Here is a 16,957-nt window from a genome sequence, read left to right as displayed (position 1 = left end):
CTGCGTGTGCGGGGCCCGTTGTGATGCGAGTTCTCTGTCAGCCCACCTGAGGCGCCGTGTCGATGATCGTCTGCACGATGGACGGATCCGCCAGCGTGGAAATATCGCCGAACGCCTCGATATTGCGGTCCCCGCCGGCGATCTTGCGCAGGATGCGGCGCATGATCTTGCCCGACCGGGTCTTCGGCAGCTCCGGCACGATGTGAATGAAGTCCGGGCTCGCGATCGGCCCGATCTCCTCACGCACGTGGCCGCGTAGGATCTTCTCGATGCCCTGGGGCACGTCGACCCCGGTCTTGAGGATCACGTACGCGTAGATGCCCTCGCCCTTGATGTCGTGCGGGAAGCCGACGACCGCGGCTTCGGCCACCAGCGTGTGGCTCACGAGCGCACTCTCGATCTCGGCGGTGCCCATGCGGTGGCCGGAGACGTTGATGACGTCGTCCACGCGGCCGAGCAGCCAGTAGTAGCCGTCCTCGTCTTTGCGCGCGCCGTCGCCGGTGAAGTACTTACCGGGGAAAGCGGTGAAGTAGACGGTCTTCATGAGCTCGTTCTCCGGGTCGCCCCAGGTGCCGCGCATCATTCCCGGCCACGGCTTGGTGATGCACAGACGCCCGCCGCTGCCGAGCGGGGTCTCGGAGCCGTCTTCGTTCACGACCTCCGGCTCGATGCCAAAGAACGGCTTCGTCGCCGAACCCGGCTTCATCGGCGTGATGCCCGGGAAGTTGGTGATGATGTGTCCGCCGGTCTCCGTCTGCCTGTACGTGTCCACGATCGGGCAGTTGTCCCGGCCGATGTTCTTGTAGTACCACATCCACGCCTCGGGGTTGATCGGCTCGCCCACGGTGCCGAGGACACGAAGCGTGGACAGGTCGTGCTTGGCGGGCCACTCCTCACCGGACTTCATGAGCGCGCGAATCGCGGTGGGGGCCGTGTAGAACTGGTTCACCCCGTGCTTCTCGATGATCTCCCAGAAGCGCCCGGCGTCCGGGTACGTCGGCACGCCCTCGAACATGAGGGTGGTGGCGCCGACTGCGAGCGGACCGTAGACGATGTAGCTGTGGCCCGTGACCCAACCGATGTCGGCCGTGCACCAGAACACGTCTTCGTCGTGGTAGTCGAAGACATAGCGGAACGTGGTAGCCGCGAAGAGCAGATAGCCGCCGGTGGTGTGCAGCACGCCCTTCGGCTTGCCGGTCGAACCCGACGTGTAGAGGATGAAGAGCGGGTCCTCCGCGTCCATCCACTCGACATCGCAGTGCTGGCTGATGTCGTCGGCGCGGACCTCCTCGTGGTACCAGTAGTCGCGGCCCGGCTCCATGTCGACACGTGTACGCGCACGCGAGACCACGATGACCGACTCGATCGAGGGGCACTCGAGCAACGCTGCGTCAGCCTCGGCCTTGAGCGGGACCACGCGTCCGCCACGGATGCCTTCGTCTGCGGTGATCAGCATCTTGCAGCCGGAGTCCTGGATACGATCGCGCAGAGCCATCGAGCTGAAGCCGGCGAAAATGACCGAGTGGATGGCTCCGATGCGCGCGCATGCGAGCATTGCGACCGCAAGCTCGGGGATCATCGGCAGGTAGAGCGCGACGCGATCGCCCTTCCTGATGCCACGCTTCTTGAGAACGTTCGCGAGCTTGCACACTTTGTAGTAGAGGGCCTGATACGTGTACATCTTCGTGCGGCCCTCGTCGGACTCCCAGATGATGGCCGCCTTGTTGCGGCGCCAGCCCTGCAGATGGCGGTCCACACAGTTGTACGTGACGTTGAGCGTGCCGCCCTGGAACCACTTCACGAAGGGCTTGTCGAAGTCGTACTCAAGAACCTTGTCCCACTTCGTGTTCCAGTGGAGCATCTCCTCAGCCATGTCGGCCCAGAAGCCCTCCGGGTCGTCCACCGAGCGCTGGTAGAGTTCGTCGTACTCTTCCATCGTCTGCAGGTGCGCTTTGTCGGTCACCCAGGCGGGCGGCTGAACAACCCGATACTCCTGGGACAAAGACTCGATGGCGTTTGACTCGGTCATCGGCACATCCCCTCTCCTCCGAAGGTGCTAATCCCTGCCGCCGGCACTTCTACCGGCGGGGCATGCTATGCATGCGCGATACATATGACGCATTGGCCCATGGTATCGGTCGCCGGTGCCGTTGTGACCCGTGCGACCGGACAAACGGCGCTTGTGGGTCGGTGGACGGCGCGCGGCGCACGTTCCCCGGTGTCCTGCCCCCCACCGCGGACCGGCGACACGTAACAACTGTTGCAATCCTCAGCTCCAGAGGGTAGCTTTGTCACGTCGACAGGTTTCCCTTCCCTAACATGCGGTGTCGCGGGGAATCCGCCCCACCGCGGTTGCGGCTCCATCGGCGACCGGCATCCCGATGACCAGCGAACTGCTGGGATATGCCGCCTGAGGACTCAGGGGTATCAGGGAAGGATTTGAACGGCTCCGACTCGAAGGTCGGAGCCGTTCCGTGTGAGTAGACCCCTAGTCGAGCTCCACGACTGTGACGCCCCAACCCGTACCCGTGTGCGAGGCGATCACCGGACCCGTCTCGATCACCGCGAGTTCTACGACGTTGAACCGCGCACGGATCGCCTCTTCGAGCCACGCCGCCTTGTCGGGCGACTCAGCATGCAAGACGCCGAAAGCCGCCCGCTTCGTCGCGTCCACGTGCTCGCCGAGCCAGTCGACGCTCGCCTGCAACGCCGCCTTCGCCCCGCGCGCCCGGGCGACCGGCACGAACGCGCCGTCGTCGCCTACGGTCAGCATGACTTTCAGGTTGAGCATCCCGCCCAGGAACGCCGAGACGCGGCCGATGCGGCCGCCTTTCGCGAGGTTGTCGAGGCTGTCGAGACCCACCAGCATGTGCATTCGGCCTCGTGTCTCTTCGAACGCACGCTTCACCTCGGCGAGCGATTCGCCGGCCCTTACTGCCTTCGCCGCCGCCACGACCTGAAAGCCCTCGCCCCACGAGAGGTTCAGGCTGTCGAGGATGTGCACCCGCTCCCCGACCGTGCGGGCCGCCTCGGTCGCTGACTCGATCGTTCCCGATAGCCGGTTCGAGATCGTGATGCACACGACCTCCTTGCAGCGCGACAGACCCTCCTCGAACGCCTCGACGAATGCGCCCACCGATGGTTGCGACGTGGTCGGCAGCGCGGGCGCCGCATTCATGCGCCGGAAGAACTCCGCCATGCTGATGCTGCCATCGACGAAGGTCTCGCCCGCGATGGTCAAGCTCAGCGGGACGACGGTGATGCCGAGCTCCTCCACGAGTTCCTTCGGGATGTCGGCGGTCGAGTCGGTCACAACGCAGATTCCTTCACCGGATGCCATGCTTCCCCTCCCCTCGCTCTGTTGTCAGACCATACCCTCGGCCATCGCCCGCCCGCCGAGGACGTGTACGTGGAAGTGATGCACGCTCTGCGCCGCGTCGGGGCCGGTGTTGATGATGACCCGGTAGCCCGACTCCGCCACGCCCTTGATCTCGGCGACGCGCGGCACCGCAGCCATCACGCTCCAGATGACCTCGGGCGATACGCCGTCGGCGATGCTCGCGTAGTGCGCGCGCGGGATGATCAGCGTGTGCACGGGAGCCTGCGGTGCGACGTCGTCGAACGCCACCACATGCTCATCCTCGTAGACGATAGCCGCGGGGATCTCACCGCGACCGATCATGCAGAAGATGCAGTCACTCAAAGCGACGCCTCCTCGGCTGAAGGCTCGCCCGATGGGGCGTCGCCGCACTCAAGCTCGCCGATGAGCATCGTGACGCGCTGCTTGGCCGCCGCAAGCTTCTCCTGGCACGCGCGCAACAGCGTGACGCCGCGCTCATAGCGTGCCAGCCCGTCCTCAAGCTCGAGCTGACCGCTCTCGAGCGCGCCCACGATCTGCTCGAGCTCGGCGAGTGCCTCACCGAACGCGAGCTCCTCGGGCAGGGTGACCTCTTCTGCCATCTACTCCTCCGTTTCCGTGGTCTCGACGATGCAGCCGAGACGCCCCTGACCGAGACGGACCCGGACGCGTTCTCCGGGGGAAACCTGGGCCGAGGACCGGACGATCGCGCCCTCTGCTCCGTAACATACCGCGTAGCCACGTCCGAGTATCGCGAGCGGAGACAAGTCATCCAGGCGCGCTGCCGCCATCGCCGCGTCCCGTTCGGCCGACAAGACCAGCTGCCGGCCGGCCGCCACAGAGCGCTCCGTGAACCGTCCGAGGCGCGCCTCATGCGACCCGAGCAGTTGCACGCCGAGTCGGCCGAGTGCGCGGCGGACGTGCTCCACCGCTTCCGTCTGCCGGGCGAGCGAGGCCGGGAGCGCACGCCCGAGCGCATCCGCCAGAGAGTCGAGCGCCTGCATCCTCCCGGCAAGGAACGTCATCGGATCGCGAAACACCGGCCGCTGCTCGATCAGCCTCAGGCGGTGCGACTCGGCGCTCACAAGGTGCGTCAGCGCGCGGCCGAGCAGCCGCTGCTGGGAGTGGAGCCGGCGGCGCATGTCGGCCGCTTCAGGTGCCACGGCCTCGGCTGCGGCCGTCGGCGTGGATGCACGCAGATCCGCGACCATGTCGGCGATCGACGTGTCCGGTTCGTGACCGATGCCGGTCACCACAGGCACGGGGCTTGCCACGACGGCACGGGCGACCGCCTCGCTGTTGAAGGGCATCAGGTCCTCGTAGCTCCCGCCGCCCCGGCCGAGGATGAGCACATCCACGCCTGGAGCGTTCGAGACCGCCTCGATGCCGCGAACGATCTCGGCGACCGCGCCCTCGCCCTCCACCTGCACGCCTGCGATCACCACCTCGGCAGCGGGATACCGACGTTCGAGCGTTCGCAGGATGTCGTGCACCGCCTTGCCGCGCGGTGAGGTGACCACGCCGATCCGCGCGGGGAACGCCGGCAGCGGCCGTTTGCGCTCGTCGCGCATCAGCCCCTCGGCCTCCAGCCTACGGGCGAGGTCTGCCACCTGTAGGCGCAGCACGCCCTCACCGGCAAGCACGAGCCGGCGCACCTGGAACTGGAGTCGACCCTTGGCCGGGTAGGCGGTGAAGAATCCCGCGATCTCGATGAGCCCGCCGTCGGCGATGGTCACTCCGGCGGCAGCGTACGCGTCCCGCCACATGAGGCACGGCATCACCGCGCCGCCGTCCTTGAGCGAGAAGTAGACGGCCTTGTAGCCCGGCTTGTCGGTGAGCTCGCTCACCTCGCCCACCACGCGGACGCGCACACCCTCGAGCGCTCCCTTGGCGAGCGCCATCGCGTCAGAGACGCTGAGGGCCCGCTCAGCGCTCGCCATGGCCGACCGACTCCACGGGCACGACGACGATGTGCCCGCCGACTATGCGCAGGTCCACCGCGCCGGCGAGGATGGCTTCGAGCTCGGCGCCGACGAGCGTGTGTCGCCAGCCCTCGGAGAGCGGATGCCCCTCGCGCTCACCGGCGGCGAAACGCTCGAGCTCGGCGCGCGACGCGAGGAGTGTGGTGGCGACACCGTGCTCGGCTGCCCGAACGCGCACGACCGCAGACAGAAGGTCCGCGAGCGGCTGCGCATCACGCGGCATCCGGGAACGCTTGGGGATCCGCGGCAGCTCCGCTTCGGGAATCTGCTCGCCCCGTCGGATCGCCTCGATAAGCCCCACACCTTGCCGCGAAGCGACCCGCTCGTTCACACCGCGGATAGCCGACAGCTGCTCGATCGACTTCGGCCGACGACGTGCGATCTCAACCAGGCTCTCGTCCGAAACGAGCCAGCGCTTGGGCAGATCACGGCGCTGCGCCTCAGTTTCGCGCCACGCGGCGGCCTCGCGCAGGACGCCGAGGCTCCGCCGGTCGAGCGTGGAGGCGCGCTTCACCCTCAGGTACTGCAGGTGGGGATCCACCTCGTAGGTGGCCGGATCGGCAAGACGATCGAAGTCCTCGGCGAGCCAGCCGAGGCGGCCCTCACGCTCGAGACGCTCGCGCAACAGCGCGTAGATGCGGATCAGATGGCGCACGTCCTCGGCGGCGTACGTTAGCTGCGTATCGGACAGCGGCCGCACCGACCAGTCGGTGAACGTGTCGGCCTTGTCGATCGTCACGTCCACGAGGTCCTTCGCGAGTTGCGCGTAGCCTACCTGCGTGGGAAAGCCGGCGAGCGTGGCGGCGACCTGCGTGTCGAATACGGGACCCGGGGTGACCCCGGTCGCCCGGTAGAGGACCTCGATGTCCTGCGACCCCGCGTGAAAGACCTTGACGGTACCGGGGGCGGCGAGCACCTTCGCGAGACGGCCCAACTCGCCCTCCAGGGCGATCGTGTCGATCAGGAACACGTCCTCGGCGGTCGCGATCTGCAGCAGGCACAGGCGCGCGTAGTAGGTGCGCTCGCGCATGAACTCGGTGTCGATGGCGAGGACGTCTGCGGCTTCCAGCGCGGGAAGCACAGCATCCAGAGCCTGCGTGTCACAGATGTACAATGGACCTCCGGAATGACGTGTCGGGGTCGCGCGGGGTGCCGTTTGAGTGTAGCCGAACGGCTGCGACCGCACGAGGAGGCTGGATGAACATCCTCATCGTCACCAACCTCCGATCGGGGTTCGGTGACTCGGGGCTTACCGAGTACGTTCGCGAACTCGGCGCTCACCGCGTCGAGGTCACCATGCGCTTCCTCAGCGAGGATGCCGACGTGGAGCACCTGCTTCGCGATGCCCGCGACTACGCGCGCATCGTCGCGGCGGGCGGCGACGGGACGGTCTCGGCCGTCGCCTACGCGCTGCGCGACACCGGCATCCCCGTGCTCCCGTACCCCGCAGGGACCGCCAACCTGATCGCCCGGAACCTGCGCATCCCGATCGACCCCGTCGAGCTCGCGCTGGCGACCATCGCCGGGCGAACCGTGACGATCGATCTGGGCGAGCTGACGATTCCCCCCTCCGGCGGCCATATCGCCCGCAAGTACGGCTTCTCCATCGCTGCCGGCGCCGGGTTCGACGCCCGGATCATGGAGGCTGCGCACCCCCTCAAGGCAACGCTCGGCGAGGGCGCGTACATCATCGGTGCGATCCAGAACCTCAACCCCACTTCCTCGGCGTTCACGTTGACGCTCGACGGCCGGACCGTCGAAACCGAGGGCATCGCGGTACTGCTCATGAACCTCGCGCGCATCCAGTTCGACCTCGCGGTGACCCACGGTGCGGATGCCCAGGACGGCCTCTTCGAGGTCGTGGTCGTCAAACCGATGTCCGCGGCAGGCCTGCTCCCGGCCGTCTGGGCCGCCCTGCTCGATCGGCTCAGTGCACATCCGGAACGTCCCGGGCTCGAAGTCCACACCGCCTCGTCCGTCGAGGTGACCGCAACGCCGCGACTGCCACTCGAGTACGACGGCGAGGTGCTCGAAGGGACGACGCCCTTCTCGGCGCGAGTGATTCCACGTGCCGCGACTCTGATCGTGTCCGAGGAAGCGCCGCTACCGCGCGACGACTTCGGCGAGCCTGTCCTCGACTCCGAGGCCAGCTCCTGAATGCGAAAGGGCCCCGGACGGATCCGGGGCCCTGGCTTCATCATGGTGGGCGCTAGTGGATGCATTTGTGACCTCACCGATGCCATGACGCAGGGATTGTCGGCCCCACTGCAGTCCCTGCTCCGACACTCAATCCGTCCACTGGTAGCACGTGTGTTGCCGCCAGACGCCTTGAGCGGGCGATAGTCACCCTACGTCGCCGAATGCGGAAAGGTATTGAGCGCCGTGTCCGTTGGAGCAGGTGCCGTCGGGCATGACGAAGACCTGCCCCTGCCACTCAGAGCAGTACACGACTTTGGCCATCGTGCGCCTCCTGCGGTCTGCCCGATTCCGTCGGGCCCGGTCAACCGTTCGAGGAGTCGGTGGCGAACCGAACTGGCATCCTTACATCGTCGGGAAGTCCTCCTCGCCGACGCTCTCGGTCGGCGTCCCGTCGCCTTCCTTGATGCCGAACGTCACGACCGACTCCGTGTACATCCCGCCGCCACTCTTGAGCTCGCCGGTGGCATCGAAACGACCGTAGTCAAACGCCTCCGTGAACCTCTGGCAGTGCCCGCACCAGCCGGCTCCTTCCATGTAGTAGCAGACGTACGTCGTGTCCCGTACTCCGCGGACCGAGGTGGCGTTTTGAGCGGTCACATACACCGCAAGGAGCGCCGGCTGCGCCTCCCCCGGCTGCGAGATCACTACGAACACGTCGTCTTCGCTGTTGTTGACAACCGTGAAGACGTTCGACCCTCCGCTTAGCTGATTGATGAGAACCGTTCCATTGTCGGGACGCAGGATCTGATGTGCGTCGAGCGTTGCGACCTGGTCGGCCGCCGCGACCTCGTGCGAGCCCGGACCGCTCACCGCGAATGTGAACAACTCCTCTGCGGTCGACTCAGCCTCGAGGTGAATCGTGCGCTCCTCGACCACCGCTCCGTCCACGGTGAGGCTGATGACGTAGTCGCCCTCGACGTCGCCGATGTTCGAAACGCTGACCTCTGCCGTCGCCTGGCTACTCGTGTTGACGTCCAGCGGATCCGGCGTGACCTCCAGCCAATCCACGACAAACTCCGCAGGCGCCATGACCCACACGGTGTCCCCCGGCCCGTCCCATCCGGCGACCGAGATGTCGTACGAGCCGGAAATCCCGCCTGCGGGTATGGTGACTTCGACGCGCTTCTGCGACCTCGCGGCCACGCTGACTGACTGCCCGTTGACGGTAGCTCCATCCATGAGGATCGTCAGCGGATAGTCGCCCTTGGCCCAACCCGTGTTCGCGATCTCGACCGTGGCCACGATATCCTCGCCGCTCAAGACTGATTCCGGCACCGTGAAACCGGTGACGGCGATCTTCGGCCTCGGGAAGAAGACGACCGCAAGCACCACGACTAGGAGGAGCGCGGCAACCCCGCCGATGATCACGATGGGTGAGGTCAGGAACCGCTTGCGCGCGCCGAGTTCCGCGGGCATCATCGGCCCGGAGGACGGCACTGCGGCGGCCTCGGGGACAGCGGCGGCAGCCAGCTCAGGCTCGGTCACTGGAGGCGCTACGTCAGCCTCGTACGCGTTGATGATCTGATCGGGTGAGTGGCCTCGTGTGCAGCCACCCGACTCCGTGAGCCACACGTTCTCGCCGCACGCGCTGCAGAACCCCGCCATGGCCATCGTGAGCCACCCCCCTCGGCAGTCGTTACCGGGTGCCGACACGAAGCCGCGCGCGTCAGCAGGTCACAAGTCAACCGCACGGCACGGACACCCGCGCTGAGAGTCGACGACAGACGTTCTGCCTCACTGTCGCTCTCGGTGTGAGTAGTGTGGCGGACGCCGCCCCTTGATTCCCACACCCCCAACTACATGTCCTACCCTGGGAAATGGGTTCGCAAACCGACCACATGGAACAGCGACATGCGAGAGATCCCCGACGCCCCGTAGCGGGGCGAAGGGCCGTCCTCGGTTTCCCGAAACACGGCCCCTCACTGCAGTTTCTATGGTGGGCGCTAGAGGATTTGAACCTCTGACCCCTTCCGCGTCAAGGAAGTGCTCTCCCCCTGAGCTAAGCGCCCATGGCTGCCTGAGCAGCGACGACTATTGTAGCAGTCCAGCACCGAACCGCTAGACCCAACTTGGCCGGGCACGTGGCCCGCGACACCCGCATTCTGAGCACGAACTCGCGGTTGCACCCCTTCGAGAGCCCGTGGTAGTCTACCCCTTGCGCGCGGACGTGGCTCAGTTGGTAGAGCACAACCTTGCCAAGGTTGGGGTCGCCGGTTCGAATCCGGTCGTCCGCTCCATCACCACTTCGGAGGTCGGCCCGAAGGGCGCGTACGACGGCCCGATCGGCCGACCTTCTTTGATAGCGGGACTTGGCATCGGTCCCCCCAACCGGCGACGTAGCCAAGTGGCAAGGCAGAGGCCTGCAAAGCCTTTATCCCCGGTTCGAATCCGGGCGTCGCCTCCAGGACACATAACGGACCCGTCCGAGAACTCGGGCGGGTCCGTCGGTCAGACCAGGGCGGCACCCGGTCAGCGAACACGGTATCGACAACGCTGATCTCGCGCCGAGGCCTACTGGCAGGAGACACGTGCCCGGAAGCACCACACCCCCATCAGTGCCCCGACGCCTTCGCCGCACGGCGAGTCGGACGGCCCTGCTCGCGCTCGTGTGGGTGGTCATCACCGAGGCGGACCCGCACGCGCTCGCGGTCGGCATCCCTATCGTTCTGGCGGGCTCGGCACTCTCACTCACCCTCTCCCCCGACTCGCTGACACCCATACGTCCCAGCGGTGCGCTGCGTTTCGTGAGGTTCTTCGCGCTCCAGTCCGCGCTGGGTGGGATCGACGTGTCGATGCGCGCCTTGCGCCCCTCCATGCCGCTCGATCCCGCGATCATCCGCTACCCGCTCCGCATCACGGGCACGTGGCCACGGGTCTTCCTCGCCAACACCATCAGCATGCTTCCCGGGACGCTGAGCTCCCGCCTGGACGACGATACACTCGAAGTGCATGTGCTCGACTGTTCTCGACCGGTAGTACAGGAGCTCGCCGAAGTGGAGTGCCGGGTCGCCGACCTGTTCGGATCGGACCTCCCGCCACTGACAAAGGGTGATGCGTGATGACGCTCGCGCTCCAGGCCCTCGCCATCACCATCTTGATCAGCGTCGCACTCGGCATCTACCGGATCGAGCGCGGCCCGACCGGCACCGACCGCATGCTCTCGGCGATGCTGTTCGGTACGTCCGGCGTGGCACTCACCCTCGTGCTGTCCGAACTGACCGATCTCGGTGGCCTGCGCGACATGGCGCTTACCTTCGCGCTCCTCGGCGCACTCACTGCCGTTGCCTTCGTCAAGCGGGCGTGGGGAGCGGACGACTGATGACATGGCAGTCGGTCATAGACGGCGCATCATATGTGCTGTTCGCCGCGAGTGGCTTCTTCTTCCTCGCCGGCTCGGTCGGCCTGGTGCGCTTCCCCGACGTCTACACGCGGCTGCATGCGCTGACCAAGGCCGACAACCTGGGGCTCGGACTCGCCTCGGCCGGCCTCGCTCTGCAGTCCGGCTCGCTGATCGTGGCACTCAAGCTCCTGCTCATCTGGATCGTGGTGATCGTTGCCGGCGCCACCGCCTGCTACCTGGTGGCCAACTCGGCACGCAACAGCGGCATCGAGCCATGGACCGGTGAGAGCCGATGATGGCCGTCTTCGACATACTGCTCGTCGGTATGCTCATCTGGATTGCGGTGGGCTCGCTCAACGAGAACAGGCTCTTCAAGTCGGTCGTCATGTTCATCGTCTTCGGCCTGTTCATGGCGATCGCCTGGATCCGCCTCGGCTCACCCGACGTGGCGCTGGCCGAGGCAGCCATTGGCGCAGGGGTCACCGGTGCACTCATGCTCGATGCCGTCGGCCACCTCCGCAAGCGGGACACGCCGTATCCGGCGGAATCCGGACCCATGGAGAACGCCGATGACTGACCGCCGCAGGCACACTCCGATCGCTCCGCTGCTCGCCAGCATTCTCATGCTCGGTGTGATCGGCCGCGCGGTGCTCGCGCTGCCCGCAGACGGAGACGGCTTGGCCGAGGCGATGCGCACCGGCGCGAAGGCGAGCGGCATCACCAACGTCGTCACGGCCGTACTGCTCGACTTCCGCGGCTACGACACACTCCTCGAGATCGCGGTCCTGATGCTCGCCACCGTCGCTGTGCTGTCCCTCCGGGAGGATCCGGCGGCCCTCTCTCGCCGACTCGCCGGGAGAGCGGGTCCGGTCCTCGGTGCACTCTCGCGAGCCCTCGCGCCTCTGATGCTGCTGGTCGCCGGACACCTGGTGTGGATCGGTTCCTCCGGGCCCGGCGGCGCCTTCCAGGGTGGAGCCGTCCTCGGAGCTGCCGGGATCCTGCTTCTGCTCTCCGGCTACGCCCGCCCGGCATGGGCGGGTCAGCGCATGGTGCGCTGGGTGCTCGCCATCGGCCTGCTCGTCTTCATCGCCGTGGCGCTGTATCCCCTGACGGTAGGCGGCACGCTGCTGCAGTACCCCGCCGAGAGCCGCAAGGGCCTGATCCTGCTCATCGAGGTGCTCTTGACGCTCTCCATCGGCGCGAGCCTGGCGAGCCTCTTCCTCGCGTCGGCGTCCTCGGCCGAGAGCGGTGAGCGCCGGTGAGCAACTATCTCGTCTACGTGGCAGGCGGGGCTCTGCTCTACGCCCTTGGTACGTACGGCCTGCTCGCACGACGCCACCTCATCCACAAGGTGATCTCGGCGAACTTCATGGGCAGCGGCGTCTTCCTGCTCCTGATCGGCCTCGGGAACCGTGCCGAGGGCGGCCCTGACCCGGTACCGCAGGCGATGGTGTTGACCGGCATCGTGGTGACCGTGGCGCTGACCGCGCTCGGCCTGGCAATCGCCAAGCGCTACTACACCGCTACAGGCCTCACCAACCTCGACGATGAGCCATCCGGCGGTGAGGGCCGATGACACTCCTCGACCACCTCCCCGCGCTCCTGGTGGTTGTGCCGCTCGCAGGCGCTGCGCTCTCCTTCGTCGCAGGACACAGAAGGGCTCCACACGTGGCCCTGGCCACCGGCGTGGCCATCATGGCGCTCGCGATCGCACTGACCTCACGCGTGCTGACCGTCGGCCCGTTCCGTTACGCCGTGGGCGGCTGGACCGCACCGGTGGGTATCGACCTGGTGGCCGACGGCGCTTCGACGTTGTTCATCCTGCTCGCGGCCACCGTCGGTCTGGGCGTCACGCTGTACGCGACAGCATACTTCCGCACCGATGATGAGACGGCCCATGGTCACGGCCTGTTCTGGACCTTGTGGCTGTTCATGTGGACGTCGCTCAACGCGCTGTTCCTTACCGGGGACGTGTTCAACGTGTACGTCTGCCTCGAGCTGGTGGGTATCTCCGCGGTGGCACTCGTGACCGTCGGCGGCACTGCCGAGGCGCTCCGCGCCGGAGCGCGTTACCTGTACGCGAGCATGCTCGGTGCGATGACCTACCTGCTCGGTGTGGCGCTGCTGTATTCGTCCACCGGGCAGCTCGACATGGCGATACTCGCTGACAAACTCACACCCGATGTCACGGCGGCCACCGGGCTTGCACTCATGGTCGCCGCACTCGTACTCAAGACCGCGCTGGTGCCCGCACACTTCTGGCTACCTGCCGCGCACGGCTCTGCTCCTTCCCCCGTGAGCGCAGCCCTCTCTTCACTTGTGGTCAAGGGCTCGTACTTCGTGATCTTGCGCCTGATGCTCTACGTGATGCCCGCAGGCTATCTCACGGGGGCCGACGTGGTGCTCGGCGTCCTCGGCGCGACGGCCATCGTATGGGGCTCGGTGCAAGCGCTGCTCCAGACTCGCATCAAACAACTCGTCGCCTACTCCACCGTGGCGCAGATCGGCTACCTGTTCTTGGTCTTCCCACTCGCGCGCCTCGGCGCCGACGCGTTCGCGCTCGCCGTCACGGGCGTACTCGTGCACGCCGTGTCACACGGACTGGCCAAAGCGGGTCTCTTCCTCGCAGCCGGCAGCCTGATGTCACGCTTCGGACACGACCGGATCGACGCCATGCGTGGTGCAGCCCGTTCGGCACCTTTGCTCACGTTCACGATCGCACTCGCCGGCGTCACCATGATGGGCCTCCCGCCGAGCGGCGGCTTCGGCGCCAAGTGGCTGCTGGTCTCCTCGGCGCTCAGCGCAGGTGCGTGGTGGTGGGCGCTCGTGCTCGTGACCGGCGGCCTGCTCGCCGCGGCGTACATGTTCCGATTGCTGGCAGTGCTGCTCGCCGAGAGTGACGCCGCACTCAAGGCGTCCAGAGGCGTTGTGCAGACCGAGTGGGTGCCGCTGCTGCTGACCACCGCGGCGGTCGTTCTCGTGGCCGCCATCCCGCTCATCACCGAGCTTGCCGCTGCCAGTACCATCCTCATCGCGGCGGGGGTGACCCCGTGATCGCATGGATCCCGATAGCCATCCCGGCACTCGTCGGCCTCGCCACCTTCGTGCTCGGGGAGACGCGTGGACGCGCCCGCAACGCCGTGAACCTGGTTGGTGCGGTCGGCTCGTCGGCTGTCGTCATCTCCCTCGTGTACTCCGCGTACGCAGGCGATATCTTCACCTCCAGGATCCCGATGCTCCCCGGCCTCACGCTCGGGGTGAGCGCCGACTTGCTGGGTCTGCTGTTCTCAGCCGTGGCGACCGTACTGTGGGGCGTGACGCTGGTGTATGCGATCGGCTACATGGACCACGCCCGCGACCGCGCCCGATTCTTCGGGTTCTTTGCCTGGTGCATCGCCGCGGCCAATGGCGTCGCCCTTGCCGAGGACCCCTTGACCCTCTTCATCTTCTACGAGGTGCTCTCGCTAACGACCTACCCGCTCGTCGTCCACAACGGCACGCCCGAAGCCCTCGCGGCCGGCCGGAAGTACCTCTTCTACGCGCTCGGCGGCGGCGCAGCGCTGCTCCTCGGCGTCGCGTGGCTCGCGTCGATCGCCGGTCCCACTCCGTTCACCCCCGGCGGCGCGCTCAGCGCGGTATCGGGACACACCAACGAGCTTCGAGCCATCTTCGCCCTCATGGTCGCGGGCTTCGGCGTGAAGGCGGCGCTGATGCCGCTTCACGGTTGGCTCCCCGGTGCCATGGTGGCACCCGCGCCCGTAAGCTCGCTCCTGCACGCTGTCGCCGTGGTGAAGGCCGGCGTGTTCGGCATCATCCGGCTGGTGAACGAACTCTACGGTCCCGAGCTTGCCACCTCGCTCGGCGTCGCCGCACCGCTTGCGGCACTCGCGGCAGCCACGATACTGATCGCATCGGTCATCGCGCTGCGCCAGGATGATCTCAAGCGGCGACTGGCGTACTCCACCATCGCGCAGCTTTCGTACATCACACTCGGCACCGCGCTGTGCTCTCCGCTCGCCGCCGCCGGCGCGCTCGCACACCTCGCGCACCATGCGGTCATGAAGATCACGATGTTCTTCACCGCCGGCAGCGTGTACGAGACCCTTCACGTCAAGAAGGTGAGCCAGATGCCCGGCGTGGCGCGCCGCATGCCGATCACGATGGTCTCGTTCGCTATCGCGGCGTTCGCGCTCGCAGGCGTCCCGCCGCTCGCGGGATTCGCGAGCAAGTGGCTCCTGGGGCTCGGCGCCGCCGAGGATGGATCGGTCTGGGCGCTGCTCGTCTACGTCACGAGCGGCGCTCTCGCCATCGGCTACATGGTTCCCGTGCTCACCTCGGCGCTACGACCCGGTGGTCACGCCCCTGCCGACGGTGCCGAGAGCGACCCGCGCATGCTCTGGCCGATCATCACGGTCGCGGTGCTGACCGTCGTCCTCGGCGTGACCGCGGGCCTCCCGGGCTCTCCGACCCACTGGGCGATCACCGCCATCGCCCCGTCGTTCGGGGGGTGGACACCATAGGCAGCCTCATCCCGGCCGGCGCGAGCGCGCTACGATTCACGATCGATGACACTGCGGTGCCGTTCCTCGCGCTCTTCGCCTTCTTGTGGCTGGTCTCGGGCGCGTACGCCTGGACCACGACCCCGGCGTCCGAGCGAGGCCGACTCTTCGCGTATTACGTGCCCTCAGCCGTGGGCGGCATCGGCGTGGCGATGGCCTCAGACGCGATCTCGTTCTACCTGTGTTTCGCGCTCATGGCGCTGCCCGCGTGGGGACTCATCACCCACGATCGCTCGGCCAAGTCGCGCCGGGCGGGAGCCGTCTATCTCACGCTGACGGCGATCGGCGAGGCACTCCTGCTCGCCGCACTCATCCTTATGGCCACCGGCAGCGGCTCGCTCATCCTCGCCGAGATGCGAACAGGTGTGACCGCGTCGCCGCATGCCGTAGTGATCGTGGCCCTGCTGCTGGGCTCGATCTCGCTCAAGATCGGGACCCTCCCCTTTTCGGGGGTCCTGCCGCTGAGCTACACGTACACACCCGCCGGCGCGGCCTCCGCGCTCGCGGGTGCGTCGGCAAAGGTGGGAGCGCTCGCGATGGTCAGGCTCCTGCCGGCGGGCGCGGTGGGTGCCGAATGGGTCTCGACCGTGATGCTCCTCGGACTGATCACCGCCCTCGGGGCCGCCGTGCTGGGCGTGCTCACCTCCACACCCCGCGCCGTCCTGGGTTATTCCAGTGCGAGCCAGCTGGGTCTCATACTCATCGCTGGCGGCGTGAGCCTCGGTGATGCTGGTGTGACCGCACTCGCCCACGGCGCCATCGTCGCCTTCGCACTCCATCATGGCCTGGCGAAGAGCGCGCTTGTGTTGGGCGCCGATGTGATCCCGCGCACGAAGGGGCGCGCGCGGACGCTGTCACTGTGGGCACTAGCGCTACCGGCACTCGCCCTGGTCGGGGCGCCGTTCACGAGCGGTTTCGTCGCCAAGTTCGCCCTCAAAGATGCCATCCACGCACTTCACGGCCCCGTGCCTGACGCGGTCTACGCGCTGCTTCCGCTGACCGCCATCGGTACCGCGGCGCTCATGCTGCGCTTCTTCGCGCTCGTGCGCGCCGACTCCTCGGAAGATGCCTCGCCGAAGCGGTACCCGGCAGCACTTTGGGGTCTCGTACTCGGAGCCACCCTGGCAGCCGTCTGGGCGTGGCCCGCCGAGTGGAACCGGCATGCGCTCGAGGCCGCGCTCGCGCCAGACGCCCTGTGGACCGCGACGTGGCCGACGCTCGTGGCCTTGGCGGGTTGGGGCGCGCTGAGCCTGGCTCCCGCCTTCGCGGGCAGACTCGGCGGCACACTCGTGCCCGGTGACGTGCTGGTGGCCGTAGCGGAGAGGATCAGGACCTTCGATGCGGCCTCGCGCGGCACGCGATCCGGGACGGAGCCCGAAAGGACTCCGCGACCTCGTGTCGGGATCGCGCCCATCAACATCGAGGGACGACTCGTCGCGTGGATGACCGCCAGCACGATCTTCGTGCTGCTGGCGCTGGCGTTCGTCGCGCTCGCTGCCCTCTAACCGCAGCGCGACAC

At 67.1% G+C, this 16,957-nt stretch carries 17 protein-coding genes and 3 tRNA genes; 12 read left to right on the top strand and 8 right to left on the bottom strand.

What is annotated here, in order from left to right; all coding sequences use genetic code 11:
- Positions 1-37: 37 nt before the first annotated feature.
- From acs to rnd, 6 genes are all read right to left on the bottom strand, one after another.
- A complete protein-coding gene (acs, locus tag Q7W51_05215) occupies positions 38-2,029 on the bottom strand; it encodes an acetate--CoA ligase (protein MDO8847767.1) in 1,992 nt (663 codons plus the stop codon).
- Between the two features lie 459 nt (positions 2,030-2,488).
- Positions 2,489-3,340: a DegV family protein gene (locus tag Q7W51_05210; protein MDO8847766.1), complete on the bottom strand. Its 852-nt coding sequence runs from the start codon at positions 3,338-3,340 to the stop codon at positions 2,489-2,491.
- A 24-nt stretch (positions 3,341-3,364) separates the two neighbouring features.
- Complete coding sequence (locus Q7W51_05205; protein MDO8847765.1) at positions 3,365-3,703, bottom strand: histidine triad nucleotide-binding protein; 339 nt, start codon at positions 3,701-3,703, stop codon at positions 3,365-3,367.
- Positions 3,700-3,960 carry an exodeoxyribonuclease VII small subunit gene (gene xseB / locus Q7W51_05200; protein ID MDO8847764.1) on the bottom strand — a complete coding sequence of 87 codons (261 nt, stop codon included), beginning with the start codon at positions 3,958-3,960 and terminating at the stop codon, positions 3,700-3,702. Before xseB ends, Q7W51_05205 begins: the two co-directional genes overlap by 4 nt.
- The gene (xseA, locus tag Q7W51_05195) at positions 3,961-5,298 is read right to left on the bottom strand and encodes an exodeoxyribonuclease VII large subunit (protein ID MDO8847763.1); all 1,338 of its coding nucleotides are present in this window, start codon (positions 5,296-5,298) and stop codon (positions 3,961-3,963) included.
- Positions 5,285-6,454, bottom strand: coding sequence for a ribonuclease D (gene rnd, locus Q7W51_05190; GenBank protein ID MDO8847762.1), 1,170 nt, complete (start codon positions 6,452-6,454; stop codon positions 5,285-5,287). Before rnd ends, xseA begins: the two co-directional genes overlap by 14 nt.
- Before the next feature lie 83 nt (positions 6,455-6,537).
- Here rnd and Q7W51_05185 point away from each other — a divergent pair, with 83 nt between their 5' ends.
- Positions 6,538-7,497 (top strand): diacylglycerol kinase family protein, encoded by a 960-nt coding sequence (locus Q7W51_05185; GenBank protein ID MDO8847761.1) that lies wholly within the window; start codon positions 6,538-6,540, stop codon positions 7,495-7,497.
- 384 nt (positions 7,498-7,881) lie between these two features.
- Here the strand turns inward: Q7W51_05185 and Q7W51_05180 are convergent, their stop codons facing one another.
- Together Q7W51_05180 and Q7W51_05175 are read right to left on the bottom strand one after the other, a co-directional pair.
- Entirely contained in the window at positions 7,882-9,150 is a 1,269-nt protein-coding gene (locus Q7W51_05180; protein ID MDO8847760.1) for a hypothetical protein, read from the bottom strand.
- A 323-nt stretch (positions 9,151-9,473) separates the two neighbouring features.
- Positions 9,474-9,548, bottom strand: a tRNA-Val gene (locus Q7W51_05175).
- A gap of 152 nt (positions 9,549-9,700) precedes the next feature.
- On the opposite strand from Q7W51_05175, the gene Q7W51_05170 reads away from it, so the two are divergent.
- From Q7W51_05170 to Q7W51_05120, 11 genes are all read left to right on the top strand, one after another.
- Positions 9,701-9,776 (top strand) — tRNA-Gly (locus tag Q7W51_05170).
- A 93-nt stretch (positions 9,777-9,869) separates the two neighbouring features.
- Positions 9,870-9,943 (top strand) — tRNA-Cys (locus Q7W51_05165).
- Positions 9,944-10,067: 124 nt separating this feature from the next.
- Positions 10,068-10,598, top strand: coding sequence for a Na+/H+ antiporter subunit E (locus tag Q7W51_05160; protein MDO8847759.1), 531 nt, complete (start codon positions 10,068-10,070; stop codon positions 10,596-10,598).
- Positions 10,598-10,858: a monovalent cation/H+ antiporter complex subunit F gene (locus Q7W51_05155; GenBank protein ID MDO8847758.1), complete on the top strand. Its 261-nt coding sequence runs from the start codon at positions 10,598-10,600 to the stop codon at positions 10,856-10,858. The genes Q7W51_05160 and Q7W51_05155 overlap by 1 nt, the downstream gene beginning before the upstream one ends.
- Complete coding sequence (gene mnhG / locus Q7W51_05150) at positions 10,858-11,175, top strand: monovalent cation/H(+) antiporter subunit G (protein ID MDO8847757.1); 318 nt, start codon at positions 10,858-10,860, stop codon at positions 11,173-11,175. The genes Q7W51_05155 and mnhG overlap by 1 nt, the downstream gene beginning before the upstream one ends.
- Entirely contained in the window at positions 11,172-11,456 is a 285-nt protein-coding gene (locus Q7W51_05145; protein MDO8847756.1) for a DUF4040 domain-containing protein, read from the top strand. Before mnhG ends, Q7W51_05145 begins: the two co-directional genes overlap by 4 nt.
- Positions 11,449-12,141, top strand: a complete 693-nt coding sequence (locus Q7W51_05140) for an MnhB domain-containing protein (GenBank protein ID MDO8847755.1) — start codon at positions 11,449-11,451, stop codon at positions 12,139-12,141. The genes Q7W51_05145 and Q7W51_05140 overlap by 8 nt, the downstream gene beginning before the upstream one ends.
- Positions 12,138-12,455 (top strand): cation:proton antiporter subunit C, encoded by a 318-nt coding sequence (locus Q7W51_05135; GenBank protein ID MDO8847754.1) that lies wholly within the window; start codon positions 12,138-12,140, stop codon positions 12,453-12,455. Before Q7W51_05140 ends, Q7W51_05135 begins: the two co-directional genes overlap by 4 nt.
- Positions 12,452-13,933 carry a proton-conducting transporter membrane subunit gene (locus Q7W51_05130; protein MDO8847753.1) on the top strand — a complete coding sequence of 494 codons (1,482 nt, stop codon included), beginning with the start codon at positions 12,452-12,454 and terminating at the stop codon, positions 13,931-13,933. The genes Q7W51_05135 and Q7W51_05130 overlap by 4 nt, the downstream gene beginning before the upstream one ends.
- Positions 13,930-15,399: a proton-conducting transporter membrane subunit gene (locus Q7W51_05125; protein ID MDO8847752.1), complete on the top strand. Its 1,470-nt coding sequence runs from the start codon at positions 13,930-13,932 to the stop codon at positions 15,397-15,399. Before Q7W51_05130 ends, Q7W51_05125 begins: the two co-directional genes overlap by 4 nt.
- Positions 15,387-16,943: a proton-conducting transporter membrane subunit gene (locus Q7W51_05120; GenBank protein MDO8847751.1), complete on the top strand. Its 1,557-nt coding sequence runs from the start codon at positions 15,387-15,389 to the stop codon at positions 16,941-16,943. The genes Q7W51_05125 and Q7W51_05120 overlap by 13 nt, the downstream gene beginning before the upstream one ends.
- The last annotated feature ends 14 nt before the right edge of the window (positions 16,944-16,957 follow it).

This window comes from Coriobacteriia bacterium, assembly GCA_030652115.1.
Taxonomy (GTDB): domain Bacteria; phylum Actinomycetota; class Coriobacteriia; order Anaerosomatales; family Anaerosomataceae; genus UBA6100.
Note: the sequence above shows the minus strand (reverse complement) of the source record. Positions and strands in the feature narration are given on the sequence as shown.

Bases quoted from the DNA above. Each gene is read 5' to 3' on its own strand.
- Q7W51_05145 (MDO8847756.1), top strand. From the start codon at position 11,172: ATGATGGCCGTCTTCGACATACTGCTCGTCGGTATGCTCATCTGGATT.
- xseA (MDO8847763.1), bottom strand. From the start codon at position 5,298: ATGGCGAGCGCTGAGCGGGCCCTCAGCGTCTCTGACGCGATGGCGCTC.
- Q7W51_05155 (MDO8847758.1), top strand. From the start codon at position 10,598: ATGACGCTCGCGCTCCAGGCCCTCGCCATCACCATCTTGATCAGCGTC.
- Q7W51_05210 (MDO8847766.1), bottom strand. From the start codon at position 3,340: ATGGCATCCGGTGAAGGAATCTGCGTTGTGACCGACTCGACCGCCGAC.
- Q7W51_05185 (MDO8847761.1), top strand. From the start codon at position 6,538: ATGAACATCCTCATCGTCACCAACCTCCGATCGGGGTTCGGTGACTCG.
- Q7W51_05180 (MDO8847760.1), bottom strand. From the start codon at position 9,150: ATGGCCATGGCGGGGTTCTGCAGCGCGTGCGGCGAGAACGTGTGGCTC.
- xseB (MDO8847764.1), bottom strand. From the start codon at position 3,960: ATGGCAGAAGAGGTCACCCTGCCCGAGGAGCTCGCGTTCGGTGAGGCA.
- Q7W51_05130 (MDO8847753.1), top strand. From the start codon at position 12,452: ATGACACTCCTCGACCACCTCCCCGCGCTCCTGGTGGTTGTGCCGCTC.
- Q7W51_05140 (MDO8847755.1), top strand. From the start codon at position 11,449: ATGACTGACCGCCGCAGGCACACTCCGATCGCTCCGCTGCTCGCCAGC.
- acs (MDO8847767.1), bottom strand. From the start codon at position 2,029: ATGACCGAGTCAAACGCCATCGAGTCTTTGTCCCAGGAGTATCGGGTT.
- mnhG (MDO8847757.1), top strand. From the start codon at position 10,858: ATGACATGGCAGTCGGTCATAGACGGCGCATCATATGTGCTGTTCGCC.